The 22,371-nt window shown below is 66.3% G+C and carries 30 protein-coding genes; 17 read left to right on the plus strand and 13 right to left on the minus strand.

Going from position 1 to position 22,371, the window contains the following annotated elements:
* Nucleotides 1–27 precede the first annotated feature (27 nt).
* Entirely contained in the window at nt 28–1,317 is a 1,290-nt protein-coding gene (locus tag J2X50_RS19340) for an HlyD family type I secretion periplasmic adaptor subunit (protein ID WP_429097464.1), read from the plus strand.
* Entirely contained in the window at nt 1,307–1,942 is a 636-nt protein-coding gene (locus tag J2X50_RS19345; RefSeq protein WP_429097466.1) for a ribbon-helix-helix domain-containing protein, read from the plus strand. Before J2X50_RS19340 ends, J2X50_RS19345 begins: the two co-directional genes overlap by 11 nt.
* 17 nt (nt 1,943–1,959) lie before the next feature.
* On the opposite strand, the gene J2X50_RS19350 is transcribed toward J2X50_RS19345, so the two are convergent.
* On the minus strand, nt 1,960–2,865 hold the full coding sequence (locus tag J2X50_RS19350) for a methylated-DNA--[protein]-cysteine S-methyltransferase (RefSeq protein ID WP_429097468.1): 906 nt from the start codon (nt 2,863–2,865) through the stop codon (nt 1,960–1,962).
* A 75-nt stretch (nt 2,866–2,940) separates the two neighbouring features.
* A complete protein-coding gene (locus J2X50_RS19355) occupies nt 2,941–3,435 on the minus strand; it encodes a DUF2244 domain-containing protein (RefSeq protein WP_429097469.1) in 495 nt (164 codons plus the stop codon).
* A 22-nt stretch (nt 3,436–3,457) separates the two neighbouring features.
* Here J2X50_RS19355 and nth point away from each other — a divergent pair, with 22 nt between their 5' ends.
* The gene (nth, locus tag J2X50_RS19360) at nt 3,458–4,270 is read left to right on the plus strand and encodes an endonuclease III (protein WP_429097470.1); all 813 of its coding nucleotides are present in this window, start codon (nt 3,458–3,460) and stop codon (nt 4,268–4,270) included.
* A 116-nt stretch (nt 4,271–4,386) separates the two neighbouring features.
* Nucleotides 4,387–4,917 (plus strand): GNAT family N-acetyltransferase, encoded by a 531-nt coding sequence (locus J2X50_RS19365; protein WP_429097471.1) that lies wholly within the window; start codon nt 4,387–4,389, stop codon nt 4,915–4,917.
* A 34-nt stretch (nt 4,918–4,951) separates the two neighbouring features.
* Here J2X50_RS19365 and J2X50_RS19370 read toward each other — a convergent pair whose 3' ends face one another.
* Entirely contained in the window at nt 4,952–5,539 is a 588-nt protein-coding gene (locus J2X50_RS19370; protein WP_429097472.1) for a transglutaminase-like cysteine peptidase, read from the minus strand.
* A 179-nt stretch (nt 5,540–5,718) separates the two neighbouring features.
* On the opposite strand from J2X50_RS19370, the gene J2X50_RS19375 reads away from it, so the two are divergent.
* The 7 genes from J2X50_RS19375 (at nt 5,719) to J2X50_RS19405 (ending at nt 10,438) form a co-directional block, all read left to right on the plus strand.
* Nucleotides 5,719–6,369 (plus strand): hypothetical protein, encoded by a 651-nt coding sequence (locus tag J2X50_RS19375; RefSeq protein WP_429097473.1) that lies wholly within the window; start codon nt 5,719–5,721, stop codon nt 6,367–6,369.
* 673 nt (nt 6,370–7,042) lie between these two features.
* The gene (locus J2X50_RS19380) at nt 7,043–7,465 is read left to right on the plus strand and encodes a hypothetical protein (protein ID WP_429097474.1); all 423 of its coding nucleotides are present in this window, start codon (nt 7,043–7,045) and stop codon (nt 7,463–7,465) included.
* Between the two features lie 14 nt (nt 7,466–7,479).
* Nucleotides 7,480–7,869 (plus strand): hypothetical protein, encoded by a 390-nt coding sequence (locus J2X50_RS19385; RefSeq protein WP_429097476.1) that lies wholly within the window; start codon nt 7,480–7,482, stop codon nt 7,867–7,869.
* Nucleotides 7,836–8,300: a hypothetical protein gene (locus J2X50_RS19390; RefSeq protein ID WP_429097478.1), complete on the plus strand. Its 465-nt coding sequence runs from the start codon at nt 7,836–7,838 to the stop codon at nt 8,298–8,300. Before J2X50_RS19385 ends, J2X50_RS19390 begins: the two co-directional genes overlap by 34 nt.
* A gap of 29 nt (nt 8,301–8,329) precedes the next feature.
* Complete coding sequence (locus J2X50_RS19395; RefSeq protein ID WP_429097480.1) at nt 8,330–8,791, plus strand: hypothetical protein; 462 nt, start codon at nt 8,330–8,332, stop codon at nt 8,789–8,791.
* 64 nt (nt 8,792–8,855) lie between these two features.
* Nucleotides 8,856–9,755: a ribokinase gene (locus J2X50_RS19400; protein ID WP_429097481.1), complete on the plus strand. Its 900-nt coding sequence runs from the start codon at nt 8,856–8,858 to the stop codon at nt 9,753–9,755.
* A gap of 68 nt (nt 9,756–9,823) precedes the next feature.
* Nucleotides 9,824–10,438 carry a LysE family translocator gene (locus J2X50_RS19405; protein WP_429097482.1) on the plus strand — a complete coding sequence of 205 codons (615 nt, stop codon included), beginning with the start codon at nt 9,824–9,826 and terminating at the stop codon, nt 10,436–10,438.
* 69 nt (nt 10,439–10,507) lie between these two features.
* Here J2X50_RS19405 and J2X50_RS19410 read toward each other — a convergent pair whose 3' ends face one another.
* A complete protein-coding gene (locus J2X50_RS19410) occupies nt 10,508–11,449 on the minus strand; it encodes a nucleoside hydrolase (RefSeq protein WP_429097483.1) in 942 nt (313 codons plus the stop codon).
* 129 nt (nt 11,450–11,578) lie between these two features.
* Here J2X50_RS19410 and J2X50_RS19415 point away from each other — a divergent pair, with 129 nt between their 5' ends.
* Both J2X50_RS19415 and J2X50_RS19420 read left to right on the plus strand, forming a co-directional pair.
* A complete protein-coding gene (locus J2X50_RS19415) occupies nt 11,579–12,004 on the plus strand; it encodes an Hsp20 family protein (protein ID WP_340041785.1) in 426 nt (141 codons plus the stop codon).
* A 62-nt stretch (nt 12,005–12,066) separates the two neighbouring features.
* Nucleotides 12,067–12,324 carry a DUF1150 family protein gene (locus tag J2X50_RS19420; RefSeq protein WP_340041787.1) on the plus strand — a complete coding sequence of 86 codons (258 nt, stop codon included), beginning with the start codon at nt 12,067–12,069 and terminating at the stop codon, nt 12,322–12,324.
* Between the two features lie 69 nt (nt 12,325–12,393).
* Here J2X50_RS19420 and ptsN read toward each other — a convergent pair whose 3' ends face one another.
* The 6 genes from ptsN to lptC all read right to left on the minus strand — a co-directional run bounded on the left by ptsN (nt 12,394) and on the right by lptC (nt 17,606).
* On the minus strand, nt 12,394–12,858 hold the full coding sequence (gene ptsN / locus J2X50_RS19425; protein ID WP_340041789.1) for a PTS IIA-like nitrogen regulatory protein PtsN: 465 nt from the start codon (nt 12,856–12,858) through the stop codon (nt 12,394–12,396).
* A 66-nt stretch (nt 12,859–12,924) separates the two neighbouring features.
* On the minus strand, nt 12,925–13,509 hold the full coding sequence (gene hpf / locus J2X50_RS19430; RefSeq protein WP_429097485.1) for a ribosome hibernation-promoting factor, HPF/YfiA family: 585 nt from the start codon (nt 13,507–13,509) through the stop codon (nt 12,925–12,927).
* A gap of 282 nt (nt 13,510–13,791) precedes the next feature.
* Nucleotides 13,792–15,324 carry an RNA polymerase factor sigma-54 gene (gene rpoN / locus J2X50_RS19435; RefSeq protein WP_429097487.1) on the minus strand — a complete coding sequence of 511 codons (1,533 nt, stop codon included), beginning with the start codon at nt 15,322–15,324 and terminating at the stop codon, nt 13,792–13,794.
* Between the two features lie 185 nt (nt 15,325–15,509).
* The gene (gene lptB, locus J2X50_RS19440) at nt 15,510–16,334 is read right to left on the minus strand and encodes an LPS export ABC transporter ATP-binding protein (protein ID WP_429097488.1); all 825 of its coding nucleotides are present in this window, start codon (nt 16,332–16,334) and stop codon (nt 15,510–15,512) included.
* Nucleotides 16,334–16,900, minus strand: a complete 567-nt coding sequence (locus J2X50_RS19445) for an LptA/OstA family protein (RefSeq protein WP_429097490.1) — start codon at nt 16,898–16,900, stop codon at nt 16,334–16,336. The genes lptB and J2X50_RS19445 overlap by 1 nt, the downstream gene beginning before the upstream one ends.
* A complete protein-coding gene (lptC, locus tag J2X50_RS19450) occupies nt 16,887–17,606 on the minus strand; it encodes an LPS export ABC transporter periplasmic protein LptC (protein WP_429097492.1) in 720 nt (239 codons plus the stop codon). The genes J2X50_RS19445 and lptC overlap by 14 nt, the downstream gene beginning before the upstream one ends.
* 261 nt (nt 17,607–17,867) lie before the next feature.
* Here lptC and sppA point away from each other — a divergent pair, with 261 nt between their 5' ends.
* The 4 genes from sppA to J2X50_RS19470 are packed head-to-tail and all read left to right on the plus strand — an operon-like array spanning nt 17,868 to nt 20,543.
* Complete coding sequence (sppA, locus tag J2X50_RS19455; protein ID WP_429097494.1) at nt 17,868–18,842, plus strand: signal peptide peptidase SppA; 975 nt, start codon at nt 17,868–17,870, stop codon at nt 18,840–18,842.
* Between the two features lie 39 nt (nt 18,843–18,881).
* Nucleotides 18,882–19,166, plus strand: a complete 285-nt coding sequence (locus tag J2X50_RS19460) for an integration host factor subunit beta (RefSeq protein ID WP_347968562.1) — start codon at nt 18,882–18,884, stop codon at nt 19,164–19,166.
* A gap of 41 nt (nt 19,167–19,207) precedes the next feature.
* Complete coding sequence (locus tag J2X50_RS19465) at nt 19,208–19,537, plus strand: DUF1049 domain-containing protein (protein ID WP_347968561.1); 330 nt, start codon at nt 19,208–19,210, stop codon at nt 19,535–19,537.
* Between the two features lie 34 nt (nt 19,538–19,571).
* Entirely contained in the window at nt 19,572–20,543 is a 972-nt protein-coding gene (locus J2X50_RS19470) for an ornithine cyclodeaminase family protein (protein ID WP_429097496.1), read from the plus strand.
* Here the strand turns inward: J2X50_RS19470 and J2X50_RS19475 are convergent.
* The 3 genes from J2X50_RS19475 to J2X50_RS19485 form a co-directional block, all read right to left on the minus strand.
* Complete coding sequence (locus tag J2X50_RS19475; protein WP_429097498.1) at nt 20,527–20,964, minus strand: EVE domain-containing protein; 438 nt, start codon at nt 20,962–20,964, stop codon at nt 20,527–20,529. The genes J2X50_RS19470 and J2X50_RS19475 overlap by 17 nt on opposite strands.
* A 2-nt stretch (nt 20,965–20,966) precedes the next feature.
* Nucleotides 20,967–21,347 (minus strand): VOC family protein, encoded by a 381-nt coding sequence (locus tag J2X50_RS19480; protein WP_429097500.1) that lies wholly within the window; start codon nt 21,345–21,347, stop codon nt 20,967–20,969.
* Between the two features lie 69 nt (nt 21,348–21,416).
* On the minus strand, nt 21,417–22,109 hold the full coding sequence (locus tag J2X50_RS19485; RefSeq protein ID WP_429097502.1) for a helix-turn-helix transcriptional regulator: 693 nt from the start codon (nt 22,107–22,109) through the stop codon (nt 21,417–21,419).
* Nucleotides 22,110–22,371: the final 262 nt, after the last annotated feature.

Here is a 22,371-nt window from a genome sequence, read left to right on the forward strand (position 1 = left end):
GAACCCGTTCAATATACTGGGGCAGGAATGATAGCCAGGGAAGACAGGCCGCCGCTGTTCGCGTCGGCCTCGGTGCTGATCATAGGTGCGTTGTTTGCGGCGTTCGTCGGCTGGGCGTCGTTTGCAGAGGTGGACGAGATCGCCCGTGGCGAGGGCAAGGTCATTCCCGCGTCGAAAACGCAGATCGTCCAGGCCAGCGAGGCCGGTGTCGTGCAGGAAATCGCCGTCAAGATCGGCCAGATCGTCAAGAAGAACGACCTGATCGTCCGGCTGGACAATACCGTCAGTACCTCCAGCCTCGGCGAGCAGCAGGCCAAGGCGCGCACGCTCCAGGCGCGGATCGCCCGGCTCAAGCAGGAACAGGACGGCAGGATCGGCGAGCCGCTCGCCTGTCCGGACGAGCTGATAGAGACCGCGCCGGAGATCTGCGAGAACGAGCAGAAGCTGCTGGTCGCGCGGCGGCAGAATTTCGACACCAAGCTGTCGGTGCTCAAGTCGCGGCTTGACCAGCGCCAGAAGGAGCTGAGCGAGGCGCAGGCCAACGTGCAGCGGCTCACCGAGAACATCGCGGTCAGCGAGAAGGAGGCCGCGCTGGTGACCTCGATGGTCAAGCGCAACCTGATGGCCCAGACCGAGCAGATCCGGGTCGACCGCGAGCAGGCCGACCTCAACGGCCAGCTCAAGCTCGCCGGCGAAACCATCAAGCGGACCGAGGCGGCCATCGTCGAAGCCAGGCTGCAGGTCGACGAGTTCGGCCTCGAGCTCAGGCAGCAGGCGCTCGACGAACTGACCCAGGCGCTGGCCGAACTGTCGGTGGTCGACGAGACCATCCGCGGCGCCAGCGACCGCGTCGCCCGCACCGACATCCGCTCCCCCGTGGACGGCATCGTCAACACGCTCGACGTCAACACGCTCGGCGCCTTCGTGCAGCCGGGCGGCGTCGTGGCCGGCATCGTGCCGACATCCGACACGCTGCTGGTCGAGGCGCGCGTGTCGCCGCGCGACGTCGCCTTCATCCGCCCCGAGCAGAAGGCCCTGATCAAGGTTTCGGCCTATGATTTCTCGATCTTCGGCGGCCTCGACGGCAAGGTGCAGAACATCACCGCCGACAGCCTCGTCGACCAGAACACGGGCGAGCCATACTACCAGGTCCGCGTGTCGACAGACCGGTCGACCCTGGAAAAGGACGGCAAGACCTATTCGATCATCCCAGGCATGATCAGCACGGTGGAGATCATCACCGGCCGCAAGACCATCCTGAGCTACCTGCTCAAGCCGATCACCAAGGCACGCAACGAGGCCCTGCGTGAACGATAGCGCCGCGAGACAGCCGATACCGCCCCCGGTCAGCGTCTTTTCCGCAGACGACCTGGCGACCGACTTCCGCGTCGTCGTCCGCCAGGGAACACGACGCGGCATCAGGCTCGAGCGCCTGTTCTGGACCACGCTCAAGCAGCTCGCCGAGCACAACCGGCTCACCATCGGCGAAATGGTCGAAGAGATCGCCACCGCCAACGACGACAGCAGCAATCTCGCATCGGCGATACGGGTCGCCTGCCTGCGCTGGATCTCCGATCAGAAGGCGGAGCTCGGTGCGCTCGCCTCGCTTCGCACCATCAACGCGATCCTCGGCGCCTGCCCCGCCCCCGCCTTCGCACTGTCTTCGGCCAAACGCATCCTGGCCTTCAATCCGGCGTTCCAGCAGCTCGTCAGGCGCCAGCTGCCGGTCGGCTTCGGCGAGGACGCACAGCGCGACCTGCGGCTGTCGCTCGACGTCAACGTCGCCGACATCTTCACCCGCCTCGACGGCAACAACGGCGTCCCCATCTCCAGCGGCTTCGTCATCGGCGCGGGCGAACGGCGCTATCGCGGCCAGCTCAACATCGTGCGGGCGCCGATACAGGCGCCGCAGCTGCTGCTTGCCTTCGTGGTGAACGGCTGAGCGTTCGGCCGGCCGGCCTACCGCGCCACCCGGCCGGCTTCCCAGCCCAGAATGGCGCGCTTGCGCGTCAGGCCCCAGTGGTAGCCGGTCAGCGCCCCCGACTTGCCCAGCGCCCGATGGCACGGCACGACGAATGACAGGGGGTTGGCGCCGACGGCGGCCCCGACCGCGCGGCTCGCCTTGGGCGTGCCGATGTCGGCGGCGATGGCCGAATAGGTGCACGCCCGGCCCATCGGGATCTTCAGCAGGGCTTCCCACACCCGGACCTGGAAGTCCGTCCCGATCATCACCACGCGCAGCGGCTGGTCGGCGCGCCAGCGGCTCGGGTCGAAGATGCGCGCGGCATAGGGTGCGGTCGCACCCATGTCCTCGACATAGGTGGCGTTCGGCCAGCGGCCCGACATGTCGGCGAAGGCGGCGCGCTCCTCGCCGGCATCGTTGAACGACAGGCCGGCCAGGCCGCGATCGGTCACCATGATGAGCGCCACGCCGAAGGGCGAGATATGGAAGCCGTAGCGGATGGTAAGGCCCAAGCCTCGCGTCTTGTAGTCGCCCGGCGACATCGCCTCGTGGGTGACGAACAGGTCGTGCAGGCGCCCCGGCCCCGACATGCCCACCTCCAGCGAGGTCTCGAGCAGCGGCAGGCCGTCGTCGAGCAGGCGCCGGGCATGGTCGAGCGTCACCGCCTGCAGGAACGCCTTCGGCGACAGGCCGGCCCAGCGGCTGAACAGCTTCTGCAGCCCGGTCGGGCTTTCGCCGACCTCTTCGGCCAGCGTTTCGAGCGATGGCTGGTCGCGATAGTCGAGGCTGATCTTCTCGATCACCCGGCGCACGGTTTCATATTCGATGCCATCCGGGGTGATGTCCTGGTGCAGCATCGCGACGGGGCTGAGCTTCGTACGAGCGTTCATCTGAGCGTTCATGGCAATGTCTCCTTGAACGCCAATATCGCTTGGCAAGCCGGCGTTTCCCACCCGATTCCTGCTCATTCTGCCTGACTATCCGGCCTTGGCCACGGCGAGTGCGCGGGAGAAGGCGCGGGCAAAGCTCTCGCGTTCGTCGGGATTGAGAAAGCCGCCGATGGAGACGCTTGCCTCGCGCGAAGTCACCGCCATCGCGGTGATGCCGATCTCGTCGTGGCGCGAGACCGAGAACCGGGCCCAGAACGGGTTGAAGCGGAACCGCTCGGACCTGCCCGAGGGCGCGGTCTTGAGGATGTCAAGGCTGGTTCGCGAGACGCTGACTTCCTCGCGTGCCCGTGCGGCGCGGTAGTTGAGGCGGAAGGCGAAGTAGACGCCGACCATATCGAGGCCGAAGAACCCGAACACCGGCCAGGCGCCATAGCTCAGGAAGATCGCGCCGGTGACCACCCAGCCGAACGTCAGCGCACCCATGAGGATCAGGAAGCCGGTGCGGCCGAGCGACCGGTGCGGCAATAGCAGCGCCTTGAAGAAGGGCTCGTCGGCAGCGAATGTGCTGTTTGTATCGCTCATGTCCGTTGATTATAGAGGGGCAATGAAAAACCCCAAGCCCCAAGATAGGCCGAAGGCGTCGATGGCCAACGGCGGCAAGGCAGCCGCGGCCAAGCCGGCCCGGCGCGCGCCGCGCCGCCGCTCGCTCTACAGTGCGGCCGAAGTCGACGAGATCTTCCGCCGCTTCCAGGTCCAGAGGCCCGCGCCGAAGGGCGAACTCGAGCACGTCAACGCCTTCACCCTGCTCGTCGCCGTCGTGCTGTCGGCACAGGCGACCGATGCCGGCGTGAACAAGGCGACGCGCGCGCTGTTCGCCGTCGCGGACACGCCCGAGAAGATGCTGGCCCTTGGCGAGGACAGGGTCGGCGAATACATCCGCACCATCGGGCTCTGGCGCAACAAGGCCAAGAACGTGATCGCGCTGTCCGAAGCGCTGATCCGCGACCATGGCGGCGAGGTTCCCGACGAGCGCGACCTGCTGACCAGGCTGCCGGGGGTCGGGCGCAAGACCGCCAACGTCGTGCTCAACATGGCCTTCGGCCATCATACGATGGCCGTCGACACCCACATCCTGCGCATCGGCAACCGCATCGGGCTGGCGCCGGGCAACACGCCCGACCAGGTCGAACAGGGCCTGCTCAGGATCGTGCCGGCCAAATACATGCTGCACGCCCACCACTGGCTGATCCTGCACGGCCGCTATGTCTGCAAGGCGCGCAAGCCCGATTGCTGGCGCTGCGTCATCGCCGACATCTGCAAGTCGCCGGAAAAGACGACCGACGAGCCGGCGCCGCTGGTGCCGCTCGACGAACTCGACCCGGTCGAGGTGGCCGAAGCCGAGATGGCGGCTCAGTAGAGCGTTTCCGCCTTTCCTGGAATGGCCGAGCGCTGGCGGGAAAGAACCGGGCCTCTGGCCTGATCAGTTGGCCGCCGGCCGTGCTACAGGCGGCCAACCAAGCAGGAAGCCGTCCCATGTCCGCCTATTCCCTCGCCGACATTCCCGTGATCGAGACCGAGCGCGCCATATTGCGCCCGCACCGCCTCGACGACTTCGAAGCCTATGCGGAGATGTGGGCCGACCCCGTCGTCACCCGCTTCATCGCCAAGCCGCGCACGCGCGAGGAAAGCTGGCAGCGTTTCCTGCGCCATGCCGGCTCGTGGTCGCTGATCGGCTACGGCTTCTGGGCGGTCGAGGAAAAGGCTACGGGCCGCTTCGTCGGCGAAGGCGGCTTCCACGACCTCAAGCGAGATCTGGTTCCGTCGATCGAGGGAACGCCCGAGGCCGGTTGGGGCTTCGTCGCCGACATGCACGGCAAGGGACTGGCCAGCGAAGTCGTCGGCGCCTTCGTGAAATGGGCAGACGGCCGCTTCGCCCGCACCGTGTGCATCATCGATCCGGGCAACGTCGCGTCACTGCGCGTCGCCGGGAAGAACGGCTATCGCGAGACTGGCCGGACCAGCTATCACGGCAAACCGACCATCCTGCTCGAGCGCCGCGGCTGACGGCGCCCGGGCACGGCCCGGCTGACCTGTCCCTTCAGAGTTCCGACGCGGTGGTGCGGACCGGCTTGGCGGCGCCGATGCGTTCCCAGCGGCTGCCGTTGCCCTGGGCCTGGCGCGCGAAGTAGCTGTAGGGCGTGCGCGACCAGTCCTTCACCGAGCCGGTCAAGTTGTCGAGGATCAGGTCGCCTTCGCTGGTGCGCACCGTCAGCACCGTGTGGCCCTCGCCGCGGTAGCGCGCGACGGTCAGCAGCAGGGCCGACGCGGGCCAGCCGCGCTTGATCAGCTCGCGTTTCTTGAGGATGGCGAAATCCTCGCAGTCGCCATAGGCGCTCGGCACGCGCCAATCGTCGTCCTTGCCGACATTGGCCATGTCGCTGCGCTCCTTGATCCGCGCATTCACCGCGCGGTTCACCTGCTGCAGCTCGTCGCTCAACCCGGGCTTCAGGGCGACGACCTTCTTGCCCCCGGACGTGCTGCAAAGCCCGGGTTCGCGGCCGCAGAATGACGCGAAGGCCGGCGGCGCGAAGGCCTGGCCCTTGGTTTCCATTGATGTACCGGCATGAGCAGCAAACGTTCCGGCAAACGTGGTCGTGAGCGCGACCAGCGCGACAAGGCGTTTCACAGTGGTAGTCCCCGCTAGATGGATGAAAGGATGACGGTGGGTGATTAATGAGTGGTTGCTAAAATATGGACGTGCCCGAAAGGAGGCGGCATGGCTAACAAATTGTTACCTTGAATTAACACCGCTTGAAGGGATGAGATTGGAGCGGTTGCGGCGCCTTTCCTGATGGAGAGAGTACCATGTCCGCAATCAAGGGAAGCTTTTCCAAAGTATTGTTTCTGCTAGTCACGGCCTCTGCCTCGTCCACCTATCTCGGTGGAAGTGCATTCGCCGAAGTGCGACCGGTCATGACGGCACAGCAGTGCCAGCCGCTCAGCAGCGCCAACTATCAACGCTGCTGCATCGCACTCAACAGGCGGCAAATACTGTCTTCCGACGAATTGGCTCAATGCCCGCCCATCACCACGTCTTTGATTCAGGCCGTGGCCGGAGCCGGCAGCGATGACAATGGTGGCACCGGCAGCGACAACGAGGGTGGCGGCAACGGTGGCGGCGGCGGCAACGGCGGCGGCGGCGACAACGGCGGCGGCGGCGGTAACGGCGGCGGCGGTGGCAATGGCGGCGGCGGCGGTAACGGCGGCGGCGGTGGCAACGGCGGCGGCGGCGGCGGTGGCGGTGGCGGCGGCGGCGGTGGCGGCGGCGGTGGCGGCGGCGGCGGTGGCGGCGGCGGTGGCGGCGGCGGTGGCGGCGGCGGCGATCACCATCACCCGAATTCGGGCGCCGGTAACGGCGGTGAAGGTGCCGACGGCGAACACGGTGACACCGATCCCGGAAACTCGGGTGGCCACAACAAGGCGCCTGACGTGCCTCCTGGTCAGAACAAGGATTGATCGGCGCCCGGCATCTGCCGCTCCGGGCCTATGCAATGCAGGACGCTCGGAGGCCTAGCCTCCGAGCGCGCAGGCGGGCCATGCCTGAGCCTGGAGCTGCAGCGGCCGAGTGAATGCGAAACACCAGGGCGCCGGCCTGACCGCCGGCGCCTTGATGCGTCCATGCCCTGACAACTGACAGCACGGTCATGCACGCGACGGTTGTTTCCGCCGTAGCATTCCCGGGAAGAACGATCCCTCCTACTAATCAGTCGATATGACGGACTTCGCCCTACATTCGCACTGAAACCGGCTATGCCCCTGCATCTGCAACCGGCTCGCGGCTATTTTAGCCCCAACTTCTATGCAATCGATGCTTATCCCTCAAAATTTTCCTTTCATTGAGTTTTGAACTTTCTTGCGTGACCAGTCGGCGCGGATGATCCCACGGCCGGACTTTACATAAAAAACTCAAAATATACGCAAACAACGCAAGATAATATTTTCCTGAATGCTGCAACCACCTGCGCAACAACTACGATGTATGAGGACGAAATTTTGCGACCCTGCGCCAATTAATAGGAAATTAACCATAGGGGAGCACCGTCACACCAGAGAATGCGGACTCTGAGCCTCTAGGGGGTGGCGAATGAGATACTGCTGGCAAGCAGTCGGCCTCGTTGCATTGGCCGGCATGACACAGGCATCCGTGGCCGCGACGCAAAGCGTCATCTTCAACGGCAACGTCACGGCCACCTGCACGCTCGTCATCAACAGCAACGGCACGATGACTGTCAGCCCAGGGCTTCAGTCGATGAGTTCGCACAACGCCGGCGGATCGCCCGGATCGGTAGCGCTCGCGACCACGGGGGGCGTCACGCTCAGCGTGGATGCGGTTGCCTCGCCGACCGTGCCTGCGAGCGACACGACGCCGACGACCTGGACCCCGACCTATTCGTCGGCTGGCGCCCACGTCATCAGCGAGACGGGTTCGTCTACCCCCCTCACCGCCCCCGGACTGTCCACCGTTTCGGTGCATCTGACCGGCACCAAGAGCGGGGCGAACAGCTTCACCAGCGGGGCCTACCAGGCCACCGTGGTCCTGCGCTGCGAATAGGACGGGAGGGACGGATGAGATCCATCTTCCTTCTCCCCCTCGTCGCCGCGGCACTGGCGAGCCCTGCAGCGCAGGGACAGTCGATGTCGCCGATGCGCGGCGAGGTGAGCAGCTTCACCGACGCCTTCGCCGTCCGCGTCTACCCATCCAATCCCTACGGCCACAAGATCCGGATCGACGTCCGCGTCTACGACCAGGACTTCCAGCCGGTGAAGGCCGAAATCGCGCCAAACAGCTTCATGCTGGGATCCGAAGCATCGAGACCTGTCCTCGTCGTCATCCCGTTCGACGGCGCCTCCGAGCGTAAAGTGCGTATCTGTACCGAAAGCGTCCCATTCCCCGGCGAGCAAACGCAGATAAGGGCACAGATATGCGGGAAATTCCTCGGACAGCGACGCTCCTGACCCTTGCCCTCTTCGCCTTGCCGGGCACGGCACTGGCCGAGGAAACCTACAACTTCAACCAGAACCAGACCGGGTTCACGCTGCCGGGCGTGACGCTGCCGCAGGGCCAGGACGAGGTCCGCGCCGCCGACGGCACCACCTGCCGCTCGGCCGTCTCGGGATCGGGCGCCTATCTCGACGTCGGCGTGATCCAGGGCAACAACCGGTCCAACAACGACGTCGCCACCTATGGACGCGTCGTCATACCGATCGGCCGCACGCCCAAGCGCCTGGACTGCTCGAAGCTCTATGAGCTCGAGGTGGCCCGGCTGCAGCTGGAGCTCAAGCTGCTGAAGATGGGGCTGGGCGGGCAAGGCGAGACGACGGGCGCGATCGCCGCGAAATCCGGCTGGGCCGACACCGGCTGGACCGACGGCAGCAAGCAGAAATAGGCGGCCGGACCATGCAGCGGACTCCGGCGATGTCATTGCGGTTGGCGTCGGTCGCGGCCGCGGCCCTGCTCGGTAGCGGCCTCAGGGCCTCCGCGGCCATCATCGGCACCTGCACCATCGTCGTGCAACAGCCCGGCACGATCATAGCCAACCCGGCGATCTCCACGCTCGCCTCCACCCAGTCGGGCGGCTCGGCGGCATCGGTCAGCGTCACCACCAACTCGCTTCTGTGCACGCTTCTCAACCTGCTCGATTGCTACGGCCTGTCGGCGCCGGCGCCGGCCAGTTTCCTCTCGGCGCCGAGCGGCGGCGACGCCAATGTCAGCTTCAGCAGCACCTACACCGTCGACGGCGTGACCCGCGCCGGCGGCGTCGTCACCCGCCTGCCGAACGGCACCAAGACGGTGACGGTCGACCTTGCGGCGACGAAGTCGACCGGCATCTTCCCGGCCGGGGCCTACCAGGCCGAGGTGACGGTTCGCTGCGAATGAGGCGCGCCATCTGGAAAAGCTCGCAGGAGGCGTTATAGCTTCCGCTGTGCAGCAGGAGAGCGCCGTGATCACCGTCGTCGGGTCCATCAATCTCGATCTTATCGCCACCGTCAACCGGCTGCCGGGGCCCGGCGAAACCGTCCCCGGAGGCGAATTCAAGTCGGCCCCGGGCGGCAAGGGCGCCAACCAGGCGCTCGCCGCCGCGCGTGCGGGCGCCCAGGTGCGCATGGTGGGTGCCGTGGGCAAGGACGCATTCGCGGGCGAGGCGATCGCCTATCTCAAGGACGGCGGTGTCGACCTGTCGGGCGTCGCCGAGATGCATGCCGCCACCGGCATCGCGCTGATCCTCGTCGGCGCCGACGGCGAGAACATGATCGCGGTCGTGCCGGGCGCCAACGGCACGGTCGTACCGGGAGATCTCGCCAAGGCGCAGTTCAGGAAGGGCGACGTGGTGTTGCTCCAGCACGAGATCCCGCTGTCGACGGTGGACGCGGCGCTCGACGCCGCGCGCCAGGCCGGCGCCGTGACCCTGCTCAACACCGCCCCCTTCCGAGCCGAGGCCGCGGGCTTCGTCGGCAAGGCCAACTATGTCATCGCCAACGAGACCGAGTTCGACCTCTATGCCGAAGCGCTCGGCCTGCCGGCTGGCGAAAGGCAGGAGCGCATGCGCGCGTTCGCCCGCCGCACCGGGGCGACCGTGATCGTCACGCTCGGCGGCGAAGGCGTCTTGGCTGCCACCGGCGACGACCTCATCCATGTCGATGCACTCGAGATCAAGCCCGTCGACACGGTGGGCGCCGGCGACACTTTCTGCGGCTATCTCGCCGCCGGCCTGGCCGCCAAGCTCGACCTCGAGCAGGCGCTGCGGCGCGCCGCGGCGGCGGGCTCGCTCGCCTGCCTCAAGCCCGGCGCCCAGCCGTCGATTCCGCTGGCCGCCGAGGTGGACGACGCAATCAAGGATTGAGCCACGCAGTGTCTGGACACGCGGCAGCGCGGCATGCTTAGTCATGGCGACCCTTGGGAGGAGTGGCCATGTCGCTTGAACTCTACGTCGCCTATGTCCTTGCCTGCATCGTCATCGTGCTGGTGCCGGGACCAACGGTTACCCTGATCATCGCCTCCAGCATGCGCCACGGCACCCGCGCCGGACTTGCCAACGTGCTGGGCACGCAAGCCGGCCTCGCCATCATGATCGCCATCGTCGGCATCGGCCTGACCTCGGCAATCGAGACGATGGGCCAGTGGTTCGAATGGGTGCGCCTGCTGGGTGCCGCCTATCTGATCTGGCTCGGCGTCCAGATGTTCCGCTCCAGCGGAAAGCTGGCCGCCGATGGGTCCGCCAGGAAACCTCGCGGCGGCTTCTTCCTGCAGGGCCTCCTGGTTGCGATCAGCAATCCGAAGACGCTGATCTTCTTCGGGGCCTTCTTCCCGCAGTTCATCGACGCCCAGGGCGACTACGCGCTGCAGATCGGGGTGATGGGCGCGACAGCCATGCTGTTTGCGGCCGTCTCGGATTCGGCTTACGCGCTCGTAGCCGGCCGCGCCGGCAGGCTGCTGTCCGCGCGCCGCGTCCAGCTGATGTCGCGCATCAGCGGCAGCTTCCTCATCGGCGGCGGCATCTGGCTCGCCTTCTCGCGGGCGAAATAGCCCAAAAGCAAAGGGCGGCTCGCGCCGCCCATTTCATTTCCGCATCCGGCGCCGCTACGCCAGTCCGTCTCACAGCCGGCCGAGCCGCTCCACCAGCAGCGCGAAGAAGCCGTCGTGGTCGATGTCGCGCATGACGGTCGCGTTCTTCGGACGGTTGCTGACGCCCCACCAGTCGACCACCGTCATGCCCATGGTGAGCTCCGAGGCGATCTCGACGGTCACATTGCAGAACCTGCCCTTGAACAGTTCCGGCTTGAGAAGGTAAGCAATGACGCACGGATCATGCAGCGGGCCGCCGTCGGTGCCGTATTTGCCCTCGTCGTAGCGCTCGAAGAACTCGAGCATCTGCGCCGTCGCGGTGCCGACGCGGGTGCCGAGCGCACGAAACGCGTCGATGCGCTTGGTGGTGGTCAGCGCCTTGTGGGTGACGTCGAGCGGCATCATCACGATCGGTACGCCCGAGCGGAGGACCACGTCGGCGGCCTGCGGGTCGACATAGATGTTGAATTCGGCCGAAGGCGTGACGTTGCCGCCCTCGAAGAAGCCGCCGCCCATCAGCACGATTTCCTTGATGCGCGGCGCGATCCGGGGCTCGCGGATCAAGGCGAGCGCGACGTTGGTCAGTGGGCCGAGCGGGCAGAGCGTGACGGTACCCGCCTCCTCGCGCATCAGCGTCTCGACCAGATAGTCGACCGCGTGCTGCTCCTGGAGCTTCATCGTCGGTTCGGGCAGTTCGGGACCGTTGAGGCCGGTCTTGCCGTGCACTTCCTCGGCGGTGACCAGTTCACGCACCATCGGGCGGATGGCGCCTGAGAAGACCTTGATGTCGGGACGGCCGGCCAGTTCACAGATCTTGCGGGCGTTCTTTTCGGTCAACCTCAGCGGAACGTTCCCGGCTACGGCAGTAATGCCGAGAATTTCGATCTCGGGGCTTCCGAGCGCCAGCAAAATGGCGACGGCATCGTCCTGACCGGGGTCGGTGTCGATGATGATCTTGCGCGGTTCGGGCATTTTCTTTCCTTGTTGGGCAGTTTTTTGCAGTCTTGAAGTTGCCGAAGCGGCGGACCATATCAGCAACAGGCGGAGAAATGCCACTTGGGTTTTTCCGCATTATGTCGCTCTTGGAGGACAAGCTGTAACATGAGCCGCATGACGCCCTTTTCGAGCCCGCTGCTGCTGGGCTTCGATACGATGGAAAAGACGCTCGAGCGCCTGGCCAAGACGGGCGACAGCTACCCCCCCTACAATATCGAACGCATCAGGGATGCCGAAGGGCGGGGCGAAAAGCTGCGGATAGTCCTGGCCGTCGCCGGTTTCGCCGAAATCGACCTCGACGTCACCGTCGAGGAGAACCAGCTCATCGTGCGGGGCCGCCAGAGCGACGACAGGGAACGCGAATACCTGCACCGCGGCATCGCATCGCGGCAGTTCCAGCGCTGCTTCGTGCTTGCCGACGGCATGCGGGTGACAGCGGCCGAACTGAAGAACGGTCTGCTTTCGATCGATCTCGACCGACCGGAAGCCGAACGGCTGGTACGGAAAATAAACATATCGGTAGCAGACTAAAAGTTGCCGAAGCTCTGATGCAGGGCGGCCATCATGGCGTCCTGGCTAGAAGGAGGCTGAAAATGCCCAATGCTGTCCACAAGCAGATCCTCACCGCGGGCGAACTCGCCCATCTCGGCGAAGGTTCGGTCGCCTATCTCCGGAAAGTGACCAGCGACGAACTGCGCGGCCGCTTCCCCGGAATGGCGGAGATCGCTCCCGGCCTCGAGCTGTGGGCGCTGTTTGCCGCCACCGGCGAACCGATCCTGCTGTCGGATGCGCGCGACCGCGCGCTTGCGGGGGCGATGGAAAACGACCTGACCACGGTCGCGATCCACTGACCTTGCGGCCGACGAAATGAAAAGGGCCGCACTGGGCGGCCCCTCCGAACTTTTTTCCCGACAATCCGATCAGGCCGCGTGCGACGCCGGCGCCTCCGACAGCAGCGCGTGGATGGCGGCCGCGTCGCGCGTGCCGCGGACCTTGGCGACGGTGTCCGCGTCGCGCAGCACGCGGGCGATGCGCGACAGCGCCTTGAGATGATCGGCGCCCGCCCCTTCGGGCGCCAGGAGCAGGAAGACGAGGTCGACCGGCTGGTCGTCGAGCGCCTCGAAATCGACCGGAGTTTCGAGTCTCGCGAAGACGCCGGTGATGCGCTTCACGCCGGCGATCTTTCCATGCGGGATGGCGATGCCGTTGCCGACACCGGTCGACCCCAGCCGTTCACGCTGGAGTATGGTGTCGAACACCTCCCGCTCGGGGATGCCGGAGATCGATGCGGCCCGTTCGGCGAGAAGTTGCAGAAGCTGCTTCTTCGAGTTCGCCTTCAAGGCCGGCATGATCGCCGGTACCTCGATCAGATCACTCAGATCCATTCTGAAATATCCCTTGCTCTGCACACCGCCGCATTGCCCGTTTGCCCCGCATGCGGACGGTGGCGACTATCCCTGGGCGACCTTTGCGGTCGAGGGATCTATCCAGCCGATGTTTCCGTCCGGCCGGCGATAGACGATGTTGAGATGCTCGTTGCGAGCATTGCGGAACACCACGACAGGGCTGTCCTTGGTGTCGAGCTCGATGACGGCGGAAGCCACCGACATCGTCTTCAGGACCATCGTCGACTCGGCGACGATGGCAGGCGAGAAATCGCTGGGCACTTCCTCGTCGTCGTCGGCGAGGGCAGCCACAACCGAATAGGTAACGTCGGTCAGGGCGCCGTTGCCGCTGCCGGAAGCGTGCGACTTCAGACGGCGCTTGTAGCGCCGCAAGCGGGTCTCGAGCTTGTCGGCGGCCGCGTCGAACGCGGCAACCGGTTCCTGTGCGTCTCCGGTCGCTTGCAGCGACATGCCGGAATCGAGCCTCACCATGCAGTCAGCGGTGTAGCGAGACCCGGACTTCATCACGTTCACGTGTCCGGAGAAGCCGCGATCGAAATACTTGCCGATCGCTTCGCCGATGCGGTCCTGGATGCGTATGCGAAACGCATCGCCGATATCCATGTGTTTTCCCGAAATGCGCAGGCTCATCTGAAAACTGACCTTTTCTGTTCAGACTTCAAACTGATCCGAGTTTATACCCGTGGTCGATGCAAACAAGCGTTGGCTCGCATGGCACACCGTTTTTAAGTCCGAACGCCCGGCTGTCCACCACTCACGAAAACGGGCCATACCCGCCCATTCCTGCAAGGCCTGGCGGCGCCGCAATCTTGCTGGCGGGCCGGCCCCGCCTCATGCGGGCGGGCTTCTAGACACTTCATTAGGGATTGTCAATCAAGGCCCGGACCAGCCGCCGGAACCGGCACTCGGAGCTCACTTGCCGGCACTCGCCATCGCCCGCTTCTCACGCCGCCGCTGCACCGACGAGGCGATGTTCATGCCCTCGCGATACTTGGCCACCGTGCGCCGGGCGATATCGACGCCGTCCTTCTTCAGGACGTCGACGATGGCGTCGTCGGAGAGAACCAGGGCGGGATCCTCGTCCTCGATCAGCTTGCGGATGCGGTCGCGCACGGCTTCGGAGGAGTGCGCATCGCCGCCTTCGGCCGAGGCGATCGCCGCGGTGAAGAAATAGCGCAGCTCGAACACGCCGCGCGGGGTCAGCATGTATTTGTTGGCGGTGACGCGGCTGACCGTCGATTCGTGCATGCCGATGGCGTCGGCCACGGCGCGCAGGTTGAGCGGCCTGAGGTGGCGCACGCCGTGCATCAGGAAGGCGTCCTGCTGGCGGACGATCTCGGAGGCCACCTTGAGGATGGTCCTGGCGCGCTGGTCGAGGCTGCGGGTGAGCCAGTTGGCGCTCTGCAGGCATTCGGCGAGGAAGCTGCGTTCGGCTGCGTCCTTGGTCCGCGCGGTGACCTGGGCGAAGTAGACCTGGTCGACCAGGACCCGCGGCAGCGTTTCGGGATTGAGTTCCACCGTCCAGCTGCCGTCGACCGCCTGGCGTACCTCGACGTCAGGCACGATCGTGTCGGCCGCCCCCCCGGCAAAGGCGCCGCCCGGCCGCGGATCGAGCGCGCGGATCTCGCCCAGCATGGCCAGGAGATCCTCCTCGTCGACCCCGCAGAGGCGCTTCAGGCTGTGGAAATCGCGCCGGGCCAGAAGCTCCAGATTGTCGATGAGCGCGGCCATGGCCGGATCGAGCCGGTCGCGGCGGGCGAGCTGGATGCGCAGGCACTCGGCGAGATCGCGGGCGAACAGGCCGGCCGGGTCCAGCCCCTGGCAGGCGGCCAGCACCTCGAGCACCAGGGCAGCCTCGACGCCGAGCCTCAGGGCGATCTCCGGCGGCTCGCCGCGAAAATAGCCCGTGTCGTCGAGCCAGTCGGCCAGTTCGGCGGCCACCAGCCGTTCGACGGGGTCGGAGAAGGCGAAGGCGACCTGTTCGCCGACATGATCCCTGAGCGTGACGGCCGCCGCCGCCATGTCCTCCATGTCGAAGCCATCGGACCCGCCGCCCGTGCCGCCGGTCGCGGCCGATTTCCACTGCATGGCGAGATCCGGGCCGACGCGCTCGACCGCACCCGGATCGTCCGGAAACAGATTTTCGAGCGACGTGTCGAGCTTTTCGGAGATGGCTTCGGAACTCCATCCGGCTTCTGCGTCGAACCAGTCGCCACCCTGGGACGGAGCAGCCTCGGCGGCGGTCTCGATCTTCGGGAACTGGTCGCCTGCCGCATCGTCGGGCACCTCCGCCCGTTCCAGCAGCGGATTGCGCTCGATCTCCTCGTCGATGAAACGCTCGAGTTCGGTGTGGGTGAACTGAAGCAGCCTGATCGACTGCATCAGCTGCGGCGTCATCACCAGGGACTGCGACTGCCGAAGCTGCAATTTCGCCGACAGCGCCATCCCGAGGTCTCTGCTCACCCTTTACGCAGCGGTCGCGGAACGCCGCGACCATCGCCCGGATTCAAACTGGCCCGGCTTTTGCTTGTCAAGCAGATTGGCCGTTCTTCAAGACGAACGCGCGCTTTTCACCGCAGGGTCGCAAGGCTGGCGCGCGGCTCCACCACAAGGCGACGCCGCCTGTGGGATCAGAGCGTGAAGCCTTCGCCGAGATAGAGGCGGCGCACGTCCGGATTGGCCACCACCTCGTCGGCGCGGCCATGCGTCAGCACCTCGCCGGCATGGATGATGTAGGCGCGGTCGATCAGGCCCAGCGTCTCGCGCACATTGTGGTCGGTGATGAGCACGCCGATGCCGCGCTGGGTCAGGTGGCGCACCAATTGCTGGATGTCGGCCACCGCGATCGGGTCGATACCGGCGAAAGGTTCGTCGAGCAGCATGTAGTTCGGGCGGCTGGCGAGCGCGCGGGCGATCTCGAGGCGGCGCCGCTCGCCGCCGGACAGCGCGATCGCAGGCGACTTGCGCAAGTGGCTGATGTGGAATTCCTCGAGCAGCGAATCGAGCGCCATCTCGCGCTCCTTGCGGCTCTTCTCGACCACTTCGAGGATGGCCCGGATGTTGTTCTCGACGGTCAAGCCACGGAAGATCGACGCTTCCTGCGGCAGGTAGCCGATGCCGAGACGGGCGCGGCGGTACATCGGCATCGCGGTCACGTCGAAGCCGTCGATCTCGATGGTACCGTGGTCGACCGGGACGAGCCCGGTGACCATGTAGAAGCAGGTCGTCTTGCCGGCACCGTTGGGGCCGAGCAACCCGACGGCCTCGCCGGCGCGCACCCCCAGCGTCACGCCGCTGACCACCTGCCTGCCCTTGTAGCTCTTGGTAAGCCCCTTGGCGATCAGCGTGCCCTTGAACCTGCCGTTCTTGGTGCTGCTCGAAATCGCCGGCGCGGCCGGCTGCTTGCGCGCCAGGCCGGGCGTCAGACGCGACAACAGCGAGGATGCGTCGGCCATTACTTCTTCTGCGAACCCGGCGTGATCGACATCATGACGCGACCATTGCTCTTGGTGCCCTTGTTGCAGCCGTCGACCTGGGCAAGTCCCGACTTCATCTGCACCGTCAGCTTGCAGCCGACCAGCACGTTGTCGCCCTCGGACAGGACCACTTCGCTGCCCGACAGCACCAGCACCTCGGTCTTCATGTCGAAGGTGCCGCGGTCGCCGGTGGCGACCTGCTTGTCGGACTTGACGTAGACCTTGTTGTCGACCTCGAGACGGTCGATGTTGGCCGAGCCGGTCGCGGCCGAGCCCTTGCCGTCCTTGACGTAGTAGACGATCATCTTGCCCGACTTCATCACCGTCGGGCCCTGGGTCACGCTCACATTGCCGGTGAAGATCGCAAGGTTTTCCGATTCGCGGACCTCGAGCTTGTCGCTCTCGATCTGAATCGGCTGGTCCCCGGACAGCTTCAGCCCGGAGAGCCTGCTCTGGCTATCCTGGGCGAGAGCACCGCCGGCGCCCAGCGCCAAGGCGATGCCCGCCAGCGCGGCCAAGGGCCGCCAGTTATCAATTCGCCGCACTCCCGCCTCCGCTGCCATTCTGTGCCGCCTTCATCCGCGCCGGATCGATGTCCACGCGCACCCGCTTCTCGAAGACGACGACCTTTCCGTTGTCGAGCATCGACATCGAATCGGACGTGATCCGCGAACCGTCAAGACTGATCTCCACAGGTTCGGTCGTCCTCATCTGGCCGCTGCCCATGTCCAGATACGCCGATTTGAGCCTGGCTACCATCCCATCGCTGGTAGCCACCGTCACCTTTTCCGACAGATTGAGCGTATTGCCGTCCCTGTCGTAGACGCCGCGCCCGGCATCGACCTTGGCGATGTTGTCGGCAGTGATCGGCAGGCTCGCATCGATCCCCAGGAGCTCGACCACGTTCTGGTTGGCCGGATCCTGCACCGCGCGGTCGGCCGTCATCGAGTAGGGCAGGTTGGCCTTGGTGAAGCCGCTCAACTGGGGCTTGGCCATCACCAGCTTGCCTTCCGAGAAGGCGGCGCCCTCGGCCTTTACCTGCAGCAACGGCGGCGCCATCAGATAGGCATAGCCGCCGAATGCCGCCGCAAGCAGGAGCCCGGCCAGCGGCAGCGCGCGCTTGAGGAACCTCACGCGCCGGGAATGGCGGGCGGCGCGGTCGAACGCATCGGAACGCGAAGCCGCCAGCGCGACCGCGGTCTGCGCAGCAACGCTGCTCCCGCCGCCGCTCGTCTCGATTGGTCGCGCCAACGTCAATGTCCTTCTTCGAACAGCCCGTGCCCTTGGTGCGGCACCGTCAAGCGGATGAAAGCCACGAAAATATGACCATTCGGTCAAGGAGTTACGGCCGTGCACACGCCTCCCGCGCAGCGCCGGCCGATTTACACCCCCGAATATGGCTATTTAGCTGAAAAAACCAAGCTCCCGCAACGGCACCTGCGTCAGGAAAGCGGTGGCCCTCACGCGAGCCTTGCTTTAAAAGCGCAGGCCTGCAAGCACGCGAGGCGTTTCATGACCACGAGAGCCGACGATCTGATCGACCGCCGCCGGTTGCGACGCAAGCTGACCTTCTGGCGTGTCGCCACCCTCGCCGTCGCAGCCCTCGCCATCGTCGGCATTTCGACCTGGATGGCGGGAGAGACTATACCGGGCGTCGCCACGCCCCACATCGCCAAGGTCAAGATCGAAGGCACCATCACCGAGGACGAGGACCTGCTCGAACGCCTCGACAAGATCCGCCAGTCCGCGTCGGTCAAGGGCGTCATCCTGTCCATCGATTCGCCCGGCGGCACCACCGCCGGCGGCGAGGCGATCTTCGACGCCGTGCGCAAGCTCGCCGCCGAGAAGCCGGTCGTGGCGCAGGTCGGCACGCTGGCCGCCTCGGCCGGCTACATGATCGCCTCCGGCGCCGACCACATCGTGGCGCGCAAGTCCTCGATCGTCGGCTCGATCGGCGTGCTCGTGCAGTTTCCCGACCTCACCGGCATGATGGACAAGCTCGGCGTCAAGCTCGAGGAGATCAAGTCCTCGCCGCTGAAGGCCGAACCCTCGCCGTTCAACCCGACGACCGAGCCCGAGCGGGCGATGATGCGCAGCATGATCCTCGACAGCTACGACTGGTTCGTCGGCATCGTCGCCGAGCGCCGCGCCATGTCCAAGGCCGAGGCGACCGCGCTCGCCGACGGCTCCGTCTTCACCGGCCGCCAGGCCCTCGCCAGGAAGCTGATCGACGAGGTGGGCGGCGAAGACCAGGCCATCGCCTGGCTCGGCACCAAGGGCGTCGACGCCAAGCTCGAAGTGGTGGAATGGAAGCCGAAAGACACCGGCAGCTTCTTCCTGCCGACCTCGCTGGCCAAGGCGCTCGGCCGGGCGCTGGGCATGGGCGACTTCTCGGCCGAGCTGTTTAGGGAAATGGGCGCCGACCGCTTGTTCCTTGACGGTATGCTGTCCCTCTGGCAGGCTGAAAAAGCTGCCTTAGGCAACTGAAAAACAAATAAAATCATCGGCATTACGGGGACCGCGCACATGATCAAGTCCGAACTGGTGCAAATCATCGCCACCCGCAACCCGCATCTGTTCCTGCGGGACGTGGAGAACATCGTCAGCGCCATATTCGACGAGATCACCGATGCCCTGGCCGAAGGCAACCGCGTCGAGCTGCGCGGCTTCGGCGCGTTCTCGGTCAAGAACCGCCCGGCCCGTACCGGACGCAACCCGCGCACCGGCGAATCCGTCGAGGTCGAGGAGAAGTGGGTGCCGTTCTTCAAGACCGGCAAGGAACTGCGCGAGCGGCTCAACGACACCAAGTGACCCTTCGGGGTGGGCGGCGCGGGTTTCAAACGGGAAGATAAATGTTCAACCGCTTCATGCTCATCGTGGTCCTGGTGCCCTTGGCGATCGTGCTGATCGCGCTCGCCGTCGCCAACCGCATGGCCACGCCCTTCACGCTCGATCCGTTCAATCCGGGCAATCCGGCCCTCACCATCCAGGCGCCGCTCTTCGTGCTGCTCTTCCTGGCGCTTGCCGCGGGCATCGTCATCGGCAGCGCCGTCACCTGGTTCAAGCAGGGGCGCTACCGCAAGGTCGCCCGCCAGCGCGGCCTCGAGGCCGAGAGCCTGCGCCAGGCCGCCCAGCGTCCCGCCCCGGCACAGCAAGGCCCGGCCCTGCCGCGCCCCAACTGACCGGTCCCGCGCCGCATCTCTCAGGGAGGATCTCATGCTGCAGTTTTCGGCCGGCGACATCGACCGGGCGCTGAGCTTTTCCGGCCTGGTCGAGACCCTGCGGACAGCCTTCCGCGAGGGCGCGGTGCAGCCGGTGCGCCACCACCACACGATCGAGCGGGCGCAGGGCACGGATTCGACGCTGCTCCTGATGCCGGCCTGGACCGACTTCAAGGCGCCCGCCACGGCGGCCGGCGGCCATATCGGCGTCAAGATCGTCACCGTCTCGCCCGACAACAACACCATCGCCAAGCCGGCGGTGGTCGGCCTCTACCTTCTGCTCGACGGCGTCACCGGCGAACCGCAGGCGCTGATGGACGGGCCGCGGCTAACGCAGTGGCGCACGGCCTGCGCCTCGGCGCTGGCCGCAACCTATCTCGCCCGCGACGACGCCTCGAAGCTATTGGTGATCGGCGCCGGCGCGCAGTGCCAATTCCTGGCGCGGGCGCACGCCGCGGTGCGCCCGATCGAGGAAATCCGCATCTGGAACCGCACGCCGGCCAATGCCGAGACGTTGGCCGCGTCGCTGAGGAGCGAAGGCTTCGACGCCAGGGCCGTCGTCGATCTCGACGCCGAACTCGGCTGGGCCGACATCGTCACCGCCGGCACGATCTCCACCGTGCCGCTGGTCAAGGGCGCCAGGCTCAAGCCCGGCGCCCATGTCGACCTCGTCGGCGGCTTCACGCCCGGCATGCGCGAGGCCGACGACGACGCGGTCGCCCGGGCACGGGTCTATGTCGACACCCGCGCCGGCGCCACCAAGGAAGCCGGCGACATCGTCCAGCCGATCGCTTCGGGCGTGCTCGAGGCCGACGCCATCGTCGCCGACCTGCACGAACTCGCCCGCGGCCAGAAGACCGGCCGCCAGTCGGCGGACGAGATCACCCTGTTCAAGTCGGTGGGCGCCGCCCTCGAGGACCTCGCCGCCGGCATCGCCGTCTATGGTGCCCTCAAGCCGAAAGCCTGAGATCGACCTCGGCTCCCATGGCTGCCGCGATCACGCGGAAGTCGCGCTCGCCGAGCGGGCAGAGCCCGAAGCGCAGCTGGTAGCCCCAATTGGGCGCGGCGGTGAGGTCGAGACGCCCGAGCAACGCGGCTATGGGCACCTCCCTTGCCAAGGCCCAGTCGACACCCTTGCGAAACGGCACGAAGCCGCCGCCCATGTCGAAGCGGTAGGGGTCGCCGCCACGCGCCCGGCCAATCGCGGTGAAGGACTTCAGCCCGTCCTTCACGCCGAAGCCGTTTGACGGCGAGTAATAGACCACGCCGTCACCGGCGCCGATCCGGCGCAGCGGGCCGGCCTTGCCGTGGCAGACCTGCATGAAGCCGGCGGAACGGCCGACACGGACGTGCCCGGCCGAGGCGATCGCGAGCCAGTTGGCGCCCATGGTCAAGCTCCGGCACCATCGTTCAGCCAGTAGACGCGCAGGCGATGGCCGTCGGGGTCGAGCGCGACGAAGGTGCGGCCGAAATCCATGTCGGTCGGCGCCTGTGCCATCTCGATGCCGCGCCCGGCCCAGTCGGCATGGGTTGCGTCGACCTGATCCGGCGTCTCCAGCGCCAGGACGATCTCGGCCCCGCCACCCGCCACCGAAGCAGCCGGCTCGACCGTATGGCGCGACCACAGGCCGAGCTTGAAGCCGCCGTCGAGCACGAACAGGACGAAGGTCGGCGAGGATTCGACCGGCTGGCGGCCGAGCAGCTTGGCGTAGAACGCGCCGCTCGCCTCGGGGCTGTCGACATAGAGGATGACGAAATTGGGGGTGGCCATGGCTTGCTCTCCGCTGTTGCTACGGAGACCAGGCTAATGCCGGCCACTGTCAGATTCTGGCAGCAGCGATCAAGGCCGGCGCGAAGTGTCGAGCGTCGCGCGCCACTCCTTCAGCATCGCGGCGCGCCGACGCGGGTATCGCTGCTCGGTGGCAGCGAGATCGGAGATGCGGTCGGCGCGGAAGTGGCGGAAATCCTGCCGCATCTCGCACCAGGCCACCATCACGCGGACCTTGTCGAAGAATCCGAGCGCGAAGGGCCAGACCGTGCGCCGGGAGTTGGCGCCCGAGGCGTCCTCGTAGGTCATCTCCAGCTTGCGTTCGGCGCGGATCGCCTTGCGGATGACGCCGAGGTCGACGCTTTCGCGGCTCGCCGCCTCGCTCGGCCCGACCAGCAGCGCGGTCGCGTCGAGCTCGTCGCGCAGGTCGTCCGGCAGCACCGCCGCGATCTTTGCCAGCGCGTCGGTCGCGGCGGCCGACAGCCGCGCGTCGGGCTGCTTCGCCACCCAGCGCGAGCCGAGCACGATCGCCTCGATCTCCTCGTCGGTGAACATCAGCGGCGGCAGCATGAAGCCGGGCCTGAGAACGTAGCCGAGCCCGGGCTCGCCCTCGATCGGCGCGCCCTGCCCCTGCAAGGTGGCGATGTCGCGGTAGAGCGTGCGGATCGACACGTCGAGCTCGCCGGCAAGCGTCATGCCGCTCACCGGCCGGCGGTGGCGGCGCAGGATCTGGATGAGGTCGAGCAGGCGTTCGGAGCGCGACATGATTCTCGGACGGGCTTGTCGGGGCACGATAGGCCGGGGCGCCTGCGGCCGGAAGGCGTTTGAAGATTTGAGCGGGGGAGTACACCCACCCCTAACCCCTCCCCACTGTTTGGACCGGGGACATCGCGAACAGGTGTGCGAAGACATCGCGAACAGGTTTGCGCCTATGGCGCGAGGGGGTTCGGGATGGCGTTCGAGGACAGAAGCGCGATGAAGCAGAAGCAGGAGTTTGTGAGACTGGCGTCGGCGGAAGGGGCGAATG

The sequence above is a fragment of the Aminobacter sp. BE322 genome, assembly GCF_050433525.1.
Taxonomy (GTDB): Bacteria; Pseudomonadota; Alphaproteobacteria; order Rhizobiales; family Rhizobiaceae; genus Aminobacter.

Coding starts and splice junctions, on each gene's coding strand:
- J2X50_RS19340 (WP_429097464.1), top strand. CDS start 28: ATGATAGCCAGGGAAGACAGGCCGCCGCTGTTCGCGTCGGCCTCGGTG.
- J2X50_RS19350 (WP_429097468.1), bottom strand. CDS start 2,865: ATGAACGCTCAGATGAACGCTCGTACGAAGCTCAGCCCCGTCGCGATG.
- J2X50_RS19355 (WP_429097469.1), bottom strand. CDS start 3,435: ATGAGCGATACAAACAGCACATTCGCTGCCGACGAGCCCTTCTTCAAG.
- nth (WP_429097470.1), top strand. CDS start 3,458: ATGAAAAACCCCAAGCCCCAAGATAGGCCGAAGGCGTCGATGGCCAAC.
- J2X50_RS19365 (WP_429097471.1), top strand. CDS start 4,387: ATGTCCGCCTATTCCCTCGCCGACATTCCCGTGATCGAGACCGAGCGC.
- J2X50_RS19375 (WP_429097473.1), top strand. CDS start 5,719: ATGTCCGCAATCAAGGGAAGCTTTTCCAAAGTATTGTTTCTGCTAGTC.
- J2X50_RS19380 (WP_429097474.1), top strand. CDS start 7,043: ATGACACAGGCATCCGTGGCCGCGACGCAAAGCGTCATCTTCAACGGC.
- J2X50_RS19385 (WP_429097476.1), top strand. CDS start 7,480: ATGAGATCCATCTTCCTTCTCCCCCTCGTCGCCGCGGCACTGGCGAGC.
- J2X50_RS19390 (WP_429097478.1), top strand. CDS start 7,836: ATGCGGGAAATTCCTCGGACAGCGACGCTCCTGACCCTTGCCCTCTTC.
- J2X50_RS19395 (WP_429097480.1), top strand. CDS start 8,330: ATGTCATTGCGGTTGGCGTCGGTCGCGGCCGCGGCCCTGCTCGGTAGC.
- J2X50_RS19405 (WP_429097482.1), top strand. CDS start 9,824: ATGTCGCTTGAACTCTACGTCGCCTATGTCCTTGCCTGCATCGTCATC.
- J2X50_RS19410 (WP_429097483.1), bottom strand. CDS start 11,449: ATGCCCGAACCGCGCAAGATCATCATCGACACCGACCCCGGTCAGGAC.
- J2X50_RS19415 (WP_340041785.1), top strand. CDS start 11,579: ATGAGCCGCATGACGCCCTTTTCGAGCCCGCTGCTGCTGGGCTTCGAT.
- J2X50_RS19420 (WP_340041787.1), top strand. CDS start 12,067: ATGCCCAATGCTGTCCACAAGCAGATCCTCACCGCGGGCGAACTCGCC.
- ptsN (WP_340041789.1), bottom strand. CDS start 12,858: ATGGATCTGAGTGATCTGATCGAGGTACCGGCGATCATGCCGGCCTTG.
- hpf (WP_429097485.1), bottom strand. CDS start 13,509: ATGAGCCTGCGCATTTCGGGAAAACACATGGATATCGGCGATGCGTTT.
- rpoN (WP_429097487.1), bottom strand. CDS start 15,324: ATGGCGCTGTCGGCGAAATTGCAGCTTCGGCAGTCGCAGTCCCTGGTG.
- lptB (WP_429097488.1), bottom strand. CDS start 16,334: ATGGCCGACGCATCCTCGCTGTTGTCGCGTCTGACGCCCGGCCTGGCG.
- sppA (WP_429097494.1), top strand. CDS start 17,868: ATGACCACGAGAGCCGACGATCTGATCGACCGCCGCCGGTTGCGACGC.
- J2X50_RS19460 (WP_347968562.1), top strand. CDS start 18,882: ATGATCAAGTCCGAACTGGTGCAAATCATCGCCACCCGCAACCCGCAT.
- J2X50_RS19465 (WP_347968561.1), top strand. CDS start 19,208: ATGTTCAACCGCTTCATGCTCATCGTGGTCCTGGTGCCCTTGGCGATC.
- J2X50_RS19470 (WP_429097496.1), top strand. CDS start 19,572: ATGCTGCAGTTTTCGGCCGGCGACATCGACCGGGCGCTGAGCTTTTCC.
- J2X50_RS19475 (WP_429097498.1), bottom strand. CDS start 20,964: ATGGGCGCCAACTGGCTCGCGATCGCCTCGGCCGGGCACGTCCGTGTC.
- J2X50_RS19480 (WP_429097500.1), bottom strand. CDS start 21,347: ATGGCCACCCCCAATTTCGTCATCCTCTATGTCGACAGCCCCGAGGCG.
- J2X50_RS19485 (WP_429097502.1), bottom strand. CDS start 22,109: ATGTCGCGCTCCGAACGCCTGCTCGACCTCATCCAGATCCTGCGCCGC.